The organism is Gemmatimonadota bacterium, assembly GCA_026702745.1.
GTDB lineage: Bacteria > JAAXHH01 > JAAXHH01 > JAAXHH01 > JAAXHH01 > JAAXHH01.
In genome coordinates this window covers 117,754-125,148 of the sequence record JAPPBT010000020.1, presented here as the reverse complement: position 1 = coordinate 125,148, position 7,395 = coordinate 117,754, and the positions used below count along the sequence as shown (strand labels likewise).

The 7,395-nt window shown below is 60.9% G+C and carries 8 protein-coding genes; 4 read left to right on the top strand and 4 right to left on the bottom strand.

Going from position 1 to position 7,395, the window contains the following annotated elements:
* The first annotated feature begins 178 nt into the window (after nucleotides 1-178).
* The gene (locus tag OXH56_04015; GenBank protein ID MCY3554469.1) at nucleotides 179-1,393 is read left to right on the top strand and encodes a leucine-rich repeat domain-containing protein; all 1,215 of its coding nucleotides are present in this window, start codon (nucleotides 179-181) and stop codon (nucleotides 1,391-1,393) included.
* Nucleotides 1,394-1,402: 9 nt separating this feature from the next.
* On the opposite strand, the gene surE is transcribed toward OXH56_04015, so the two are convergent.
* The 4 genes from surE to OXH56_03995 form a co-directional block, all read right to left on the bottom strand.
* A complete protein-coding gene (gene surE, locus OXH56_04010) occupies nucleotides 1,403-2,086 on the bottom strand; it encodes a 5'/3'-nucleotidase SurE (protein MCY3554468.1) in 684 nt (227 codons plus the stop codon).
* A 6-nt stretch (nucleotides 2,087-2,092) separates the two neighbouring features.
* Nucleotides 2,093-2,311: a hypothetical protein gene (locus tag OXH56_04005; protein ID MCY3554467.1), complete on the bottom strand. Its 219-nt coding sequence runs from the start codon at nucleotides 2,309-2,311 to the stop codon at nucleotides 2,093-2,095.
* 246 nt (nucleotides 2,312-2,557) lie between these two features.
* Entirely contained in the window at nucleotides 2,558-3,253 is a 696-nt protein-coding gene (locus tag OXH56_04000; protein ID MCY3554466.1) for a PspC domain-containing protein, read from the bottom strand.
* Between the two features lie 7 nt (nucleotides 3,254-3,260).
* The gene (locus OXH56_03995; protein ID MCY3554465.1) at nucleotides 3,261-3,785 is read right to left on the bottom strand and encodes a hypothetical protein; all 525 of its coding nucleotides are present in this window, start codon (nucleotides 3,783-3,785) and stop codon (nucleotides 3,261-3,263) included.
* Nucleotides 3,786-4,093: 308 nt separating this feature from the next.
* Between OXH56_03995 and OXH56_03990 the strand changes: the two genes are divergently transcribed.
* The 3 genes from OXH56_03990 to lepA all read left to right on the top strand — a co-directional run bounded on the left by OXH56_03990 (nucleotide 4,094) and on the right by lepA (nucleotide 7,373).
* Entirely contained in the window at nucleotides 4,094-4,681 is a 588-nt protein-coding gene (locus tag OXH56_03990) for a sigma-70 family RNA polymerase sigma factor (protein ID MCY3554464.1), read from the top strand.
* A 62-nt stretch (nucleotides 4,682-4,743) separates the two neighbouring features.
* Entirely contained in the window at nucleotides 4,744-5,334 is a 591-nt protein-coding gene (locus OXH56_03985) for a zf-HC2 domain-containing protein (protein ID MCY3554463.1), read from the top strand.
* Between the two features lie 221 nt (nucleotides 5,335-5,555).
* A complete protein-coding gene (gene lepA / locus OXH56_03980) occupies nucleotides 5,556-7,373 on the top strand; it encodes a translation elongation factor 4 (GenBank protein ID MCY3554462.1) in 1,818 nt (605 codons plus the stop codon).
* The last annotated feature ends 22 nt before the right edge of the window (nucleotides 7,374-7,395 follow it).

Here is a 7,395-nt window from a genome sequence, read left to right as displayed (position 1 = left end):
AAGAATCACTTTTGCGACATGCGTGAACGTGAGTTGCTTGCGATGTTCGGCTTGGCAACATCTGGAGGACTGTAGCTTGGCTCTCCCATACTTGGTAACCGGACGGTGGCACATCGCATCCTGTGGCGATAAGGGTCCCACGGACTCCCTTTCCCAGGTTCCTGCACGCGTATCCGTTATGCCATCGCATCTGAACCTGAAAGTCGGTGATACGGCGGAGCCAACGGTCACGGTGCGGGACCAGGACGACGCCCGGATCACGAATCCGATTCTGAGTTGGTCGATCAGTGCTCCTCAGGTCGTCAGCGTAAACAGTCAGGGCGTGATAACGGCGTTGTCGGAGGGAGGCGCTGTCGTCACCGTCATGTCGGGCAATGCGTCGGCGGTTATCCGGGTAAGTGTACGGCCGGTGAGCAAAGACGAGGCGGTCCTTGCCGCTTTTTACGAAGCCTTGGGCGGTTCCCGGTGGTCGAACAACGAAAACTGGTTGAGTACCCGGCCCGTGGGCGACTGGTACGGGGTCACGGTCAACGCGGAAGGCCGTGTCGTAGAACTGGTACTTGTACGAAACGGTCTGCGCGGGGTATTGCCGCCGGAACTGGGGGACCTCGACGAGCTTCAAAGGCTCGAGCTCTGGGATGTTGGCATCAAGGGCGAGATACCTGATGAGCTGGGTCGATTGGACCAACTCCGGACGTTGATCATCACTATGTCCACAGTCAGCGGCAATATCCCTTCATCTTTGGGGGAACTCCGGAACCTTACCACGCTGTATCTGCCTGGTAACCAGCTGACCGGCGAGATTCCTTCGACGCTGGGGAACCTCTCTAATCTCTATTATCTGGTACTGTCCAATAACAGGTTAAGTGGCGAAATCCCTCGATCTATGGGGAACTTCGGCAGGCTCAATTGGTTACAGTTGAATCACAATCAACTCAGTGGCGCGATACCAGCATCGCTGGGTGGACTTCCCTGGCTTGAGAACCTGGATCTGTCACACAATAGTTTATCGGGGAGTATTCCGCCGGAGCTGGGTAACCTGTCGAACCTTACGTTCCTGCATCTCGGAAACAACGGATTGCGGGGCCAGATCCCACCGCAACTGGGCACGCTGCGTGCGCTTGAACGGGCTTTCCTCTCATCCAACCTGCTTAGCGGACCGGTACCACCCGGGCTGGGCGGGATGACAGGTCTCTGGCAATTGGATCTCAGCAACAATATGCAACTGGCGGGCCCACTGCCCCTCGAGCTCGTCAATCTAACCAACCTCCGCGCACTATGGTTGACCGGGACCGGTCTGTGCGCGCCACTCGACCCCGATTTTCAGGCCTGGTTGGCCAGGGTGGATGAGGGAGCCGGGTTACGGGGCATTGTCAATTGTCTGGCGAACTAGGAGGGTCCGTTAGACCCGGATCTTCGACAGGGAGATATGCCCGTTGAAGCACTGGTCGATATCGGAGCCGGGTTCCCGGTGCCGTTCGTGATAGATCCCGGTATGCAGGTAACCGTTTTCGGTCGGCGTGAACGTGATGCGGAATGGACTCGTGTCCACCGGGGTGGATTTGACCTCCAGGCGGGTTTCGTCGTGATTCGGGTGGGGGAGGTTGACGTTGTAGAAAACCCCGGTTCCCGGGTCCTCGCGCAGCAGGCGTTCCAAGACCGGCCGCAGCCGTTTCGCGGCCAGCGGCCAGTCGATCTCCCGGCCGTCCGCTGTGTAATGCGACAGTGCAATGGACCTGTAGCCGTGAATAGCGGCCTCCCTGGCGGCGGCCACCGTGCCCGATTCGTAGACGTCCACCCCGAGATTGCCCCCGGCGTTAATCCCGGATAGCAACCAGTCCCCGTCGGTCGCAAGCTGGTTGACCGCCAGGCCCGCACAGTCGGCGGGCGTGCCCCATACCCTGTACCGGCGGCCTCCGAGTTCATCCACGCGAATGGCCTGGTTCTTGGTCAACTGGTGTGCCGCGCCCGACTGTACTTCCGCCGGCGCGACCACGACCACTTCGCCCCACTGCGCCGCCAGATTCTCTAGCGTAAGAAGGCCAGGCGCCTCGATGCCGTCGTCGTTGGTGACTATCAGTTTCACAGCGGCCTACTTGCCCTGGTCAGTGGATTGACCGGATGGCCCGCTATGCGGTTCGGATGGGCCGGATGAGTGCGGACCGCCCGTTTCCCCGCGGTTGCCCGGACCCTTCAACCGCCGCCAGCAGGGATAGATCAGGCGGACCAAAGGATAGATCATCAGGACGGCGAGTACGCCGCTGATGCCCTGTATGGCGCGTGCCAGGCGAAGGTTGTGCTTTTTTCTCATACACATTTCGTCGATGTGGCATTAAAAAGCGACCGGCCCCGGGTACTGACCGATCGCGAACTACGCTAGTCGCCTGAACGCCGCTTGTCAAGCCGATTCAAGGGGTCCGGGACAAAACCACCGGGGAAACTCGAAGGCGGTGCCGGCCGCAGTGTGCGGGTCGTTGCCGGCGGGCAAGGGGCGGTGCCGGCCGCGGTGTGCGGGTCGTTGCCGGCGGTCGTTCGGTGAAATGCGGCACTTCACGTGTTACCCGTCTTCTGCGGGAAGCTCAGGACGTCCCTCGGGCATGATGAAGGCCATGAAGAGATAGATCAGCGTTACCGTTCCCACGGAAAACAGAAAGGCGATGAAGAACCCGATACGCACCAGCGTGGGGTCCAGGTTGAAGGCATCCGCAAGGCCGCTGCACACGCCGAAGATCTTCTTGCCTTCATTCAGCCTGTACAGCCGTCGATGTTTGAAGAACTCCATGATCTGTCCTCTGTAGACGAACAGGATGAGTACCACGGCGCCAATGGCCACGATGGGCACCATCGGAAGGAAAAAGGAGAACCGCCCGAAGTCCGGCGCATAAGACCAGGTCAGCACGACCACGGCCAGCAGGATGAGCAGGCCGCCCCAGACCATGCTGTTGTTCCGGTTGGTCGGCTGGCTTACCGCAACCTGCCGGGTATCCTGTTCCGGCTTGTCCGGATTCCCTGGATCTGTGGACGAGCCGGAGGACGTCGCGGGGACCAGGCCCGGATTCCGCGGAATGATGAAGACGCATACCAGGTACGCCAGAAAGACGAAGGGACCGAATACGGGCAGGGTGATGACCGTGAAGGCCACCATGGCGATACGCAGTACGGAAGCGTCCACGTCGAAGTATTCGGCCAGGCCGCCGCAGATGCCGCTGATCATCCGGTTGGATGCGGATCTGTAGAGAGTCTTGTCGGGCACGGTTGCGTTACCTCTGGTCTTTTTCCGCGGCCGGTGGTTCCTCCGCGGCCGGTGGTTCCTCCGCGGCCGGTGGGCTTGCGGGTTGGGCCGGTGGCGGTTCCTCCGCGGCCGGTGGGCTTGCGGGCTGGACCGGTGGCAGGGCTTCCCGCGAGTGGTTCCTGTTGTGCTGCAACCTGGCGCGCACGATCAGCCCGATGCCCACGAACAGCAGGACAAAGCCGAAGAACTCCACGTCGCTCGCGATGACCGTGGCCAGTCCGATGCCCACCAGGAGTACGACGAAAAGAGAGGGCACGCCTGAATACTGTTTTTTGGCTTCGATGTAGATCCCTTTATCGATCATCGCCATGCGTTCATGGTGTCTGATTTCCCGTCCTCTTTTCAAATACCCCAGAAACGCACAGAAAATACCGAGTCCAAAGGGGATGGCGATGGCCGCGATGGCTGCCTCCTCGTAGTCCAGGTTCGCGAGGACAACGACCATGACGCATACGCTGACGAAAAACGCCGCCCAGGCCTTCCAGCTATCCATATCCTGCCTCCGATCGGAGATCGCCCCGCCTGACAACCAACCTGACCTTACCTGCTTCACAAGGTTTCGACACGAAAGTCGATCGTTTTGTTTCAGAAACTAAAAGTTAATTTGATTTGCCGTTACCGCCATAAGAAATACATGCCTCTCCCAGGAAAAGCATGACCGTATGCTGAAACATTTGTAGATTCCCGATAGTCATATAAGCAATAGGGATACCGACCGGGATCCCTGTGAGGGGTCGAATCTGTCGGGCGAAACGGCCCTGTTCATGGCTGTGATGCGCTTGAGACAGGATGAGGCGACCCATGGATTTGAGCGATGAGGAGCTCGTCGCAAGGGCCCGGGAGGGAGATCGGCCGGCCTTCGCCCGTCTCGTCGAGCGACACAGCGTTTCCGTGTATAACTTGACGCTGCGCATCGTCGGGAACCGGGAAGACGCGGAAGAAGCCGCACAGGACGTGTTCGTGCGGGCATTCAAAAGTCTCGACCGGTTTCGCGGGGATTCCAGGTTCTCGACGTGGCTTTACCGCATCGCCGTAAACGTGAGTCTGAGTTCGGCGCGTCGGTCCCGGAGGGATCTTTCCACGACTACCCTTTCGGAGCCGGAGGACGACGAGGACGGATTGCCGATGCAGTTGCCGGATCCGTCGGCGAATCCCGCGGAAAGGTTCGAGCAGGCTGAGTTCAGGGAGCAGGTCAGAAACATGGTGGCGGCGCTTCCGCCTATTTACAGCGCGGTGATTTCGATGTATCATATGCAAAGCCTGTCTTACGACGAGATCGCGGAAGCGCTGGAGCTGCCGATCGGCACCGTCAAGGCCCGGTTGTTCCGCGCCCGTGCCGCATTGCGGAAGCTGATCCACCGATCCATCGAGCCCGATTCGCTGATTTAGGCCGGACCTGGCGTCACCGGCCGGCAACGGCATCCCCGGAACCAACCCCGGAGCTGAAGATCATGAACTGCAAAACCGCACTCAGCATGGTGTATGAGGCGGTCGACCGGGCGCTTTCCCCGGAAGAGCGTCGCCTGCTGGATGCCCATCTTGCCGGCTGCGAACGCTGCAGGACGGAGGCAGCGGTTCTCGACGCGTTGATCGACACGGTCGAATCGACGCCCAGGTCCCATCCGTCAGAAGCCTTCCTGTCCAACGTGATGGAGCAGTTGCCCGCGCCTTCGCGGTCATCTTCGCGGTCATCGTGGTTCGCGCCGGCCCTGGTCTTTCCCCGTCTCGTCTTCGCCTTTACGCTGGCCGCCGCCGCACTGGTTTGGCTGTACCACGAAGCACTCTCTGCATTCGTGGGGAACCTCCCGCCCGTTCAGACGGTATCGGTGCCGGTGACGACCGCGATTCAGGATTTCCAGGCATACCTGCAAGCGCAGACCGGCGCGGTCCTGGTCAGCCTTCCCGATCCGGTCGCCACTTCGGTCGAATGGGGATCATTGCTTCTGGTCGCCACCACCCTTGCGGTCGGCTACCTGCTCATTCGCGCGGCCGAAAACCTGGATGTCGGCCGTTCGAGCTTCCGGATCGGCGGACGGTACTGATATGCCTGCCCGGACGAGCGCTCGCAAGGGGCGCCCGCTCGGTCTGAAAATCCGACGCGCATCCTGCCCGTGAACCCCCGCTTCGCACCTGTGAAACGGGCTCTTCCCATCCCGCATACCTGTTGACATTCCGCGCCTTAATCGTTTTATTTCACCCTGTTGCATACGGTTAGCATAGGCGGCGGATTCCCCTGCTTTCGGGATGACCGGACGGTTTCTACATGTCGACGGAACACATTCGCAACTTCTCCATCATCGCGCATATCGATCACGGCAAATCGACGCTGGCGGATCGCCTGCTGGAGATGACGGGCACCGTGTCTCCCCTGAAGATGCGCGCCCAGATGCTCGATAATCTTGACCTGGAGCGGGAACGGGGTATCACGATCAAGGCGCATGCGATCCGCATGGCCTACGATGCGCCGGACGGACGGTCCTTCGCGTTGAATCTGATCGATACCCCTGGACACGTCGATTTTTCCTACGAGGTTTCACGGAGCCTCGCGGCCTGTGAGGGCGCGCTCCTCATCGTGGACGCCGTACAGGGCATCGAGGCGCAGACGATCAGCAACCTGTACCTGGCCCTGGAGAACGACCTCACCATCATCCCGGTCATCAACAAGATCGATCTGCCCAACGCGCGGGTCGACGTCGTAACGGGCCAGATCGTGGATCTGCTGGGCGTCGACCCCGATGATGTGGTACTGACCAGCGCGAGGGACGGTATCGGGGTCGAAGCGGTGCTGGAGGCCATCCTGGACCGTATCCCACCCCCGGAACCCGACGACGGCCCCCTGCGGGCTCTTATCTTCGATTCGATCTTCGATCAGTATCGGGGCGCGGTGCCCTACGTACGCGTCGTGAGCGGCGAAATAAAGCCGGGCATGCAGATCAGGATGTGTTCCAACGACAAGCTGTTCGAGGTCGCCGAGACCGGCGTGCTCCGATTCGACAAGGCGCCCGTGGACGCGCTCACGGCCGGGGAGGTCGGCTATCTGATCGGGAATATCCGCAACGTGGCGGACGCCCGCGTGGGCGACACGGTCACCGATGCCACCCGGCCCTGCGACGAACCGCTGCCCGGGTACCGGGAGGCCAAGTCCATGGTGTTCAGCGGGCTTTATCCCACGACATCGGAAGATTACGAACCGCTGAAGGAGGCCCTCGAGAAGTACCAGTTGAACGACGCCGCCCTGGTGTATGAGCCCGAGACGTCGGTGGCCCTCGGATTCGGCTTTCGCTGCGGATTCCTCGGACTGCTCCACATGGAAGTGGTGCAGGAGCGTCTCGAACGGGAGTACGGACTCACGATCCTGGCCACCATGCCCAGCGTGGAGTACCGGATCACGACCACCGCCGGCGAAGTGCTCATGGTGGATAATCCGGCCGACATGCCCGAAGCCTCGTATATCGACGCCGTGGAGGAGCCGTTCATCCAGGCCCAGATCGTCGTCCCCCACGACTACATCGGCAACATCATGAAACTGACCCGGGACCGCCGGGGGGTCTACAAGGCCATGGAATACCTCGACCCGACCCGGGTTGCCCTGCAGTACGAACTGCCGCTGTCGGAGATCGTCTTCGACTTCTACGACCGTTTGAAATCGATCAGCCGCGGATACGCCTCCTTCGACTACGACTTCCTGGAATACCGCACCTCGCCCCTGGTCCGGCTGAACCTGATGCTCAACGGCGACCTGGTGGATGCCCTGTCGATCATCATCCACAAGGACAAGGCCTACGAGTGGGGCCGTGAGCTGTGTCAGCGGCTGCGGAAGATCATACCGCGGCAGATGTTCGAGGTCGCCGTCCAGGCCGCCATCGGCGGCAGGGTCATCGCGCGGGAGTCGATCCGTCCCCTGCGCAAGAACGTCACGGCCAAGTGCTACGGCGGCGACATCACGCGGAAGCGCAAGCTCCTGGAACGGCAGAAGGAGGGCAAGCGGCGCATGAAGCAGGTGGGCAACGTCGAAGTGCCGCAGGAAGCCTTCCTGGCGGTACTGGATATACGGGGCGAAGGCGCGGCCGTGGGAAGCTGATCCGGTCCCTGGAGGATTCGAA